The sequence below is a fragment of the Aeromicrobium sp. PFPM2_SD2 genome (assembly GCF_057364525.1).
The window spans coordinates 1-712 of record NZ_JBNFNZ010000735.1; the positions used below are offsets into that span (position 1 = coordinate 1).

At 73.9% G+C, this 712-nt stretch carries 1 protein-coding gene; it reads right to left on the minus strand.

Annotation, left to right across the window (positions count from 1 at the left end; genetic code table 11):
- Nucleotides 1-574: YcnI family copper-binding membrane protein (locus AC2W7G_RS17780; protein WP_485869600.1), on the minus strand; the 574-nt coding region annotated here is incomplete at its 3' end.
- Between the last annotated feature and the right edge of the window lie 138 nt (nt 575-712).

A 712-nucleotide genomic window follows, 5' to 3' on the forward strand; every position in this document is an offset into this window, starting at 1 on the left:
GTCGTGGTCGACGGACGCCCGCTCCGTGCGCCCCGTGCCCGTCCTCGGACGCGGGCAGCAGCGCCACGGCCGGCGCGGGCTTGTCGGGCTCCTCGTCGCCGGTGGCGACCTGCGACCAGTCGGCGACCTCGCCGTCGGCGTACTCCTGCTTGGTCGGGAGCGTGAGGGTCTCGGCCTGCGGGAACGGGCCGCCGGACAGCTCGAACTCGTCGAACTGGCCGACGCCGATGCCGCTCCCGGTCGCCGTGTAGACGACCGAGCCGACGATCTCGGTGACGGTCAGGTCGCCGACCTCGACGGGCTCGTCGAGGCGGGTCTTGACCACCTTCGCCGTCCAGCCCGGCTTGGGCTGGGTGCGGACGTTCACGACCGGGGTGTCGGACGGGAACGTGATGGTGAGCCGCGTCGTGGCGGTGTCGGACTCGTTGGGGACGCGGAAGGTGAGCTTGCCGTAGCCGCCCTGCGCCGCGTCGTCGGACGAGACGGTGACGTGGGCGGAGGCGGCGGTGGGGACGAGCACGACGGCGGCGCCGAGGACGGCAGCGGCCAGCCGCGCACGGGTGGTGCGCTTCATGGGGTTTCTCCTGGGGAGTGTGCGGTTCGGTCGGTCAGCAGGGACCGAGCGGCGGACCGCGCAGGAGTCGGGGCGTGCGCCGCGCGGGCAGGCACAAGCACCGGACGGTCCGCGATCGTGGCCGAGCCCAGCTGTGCG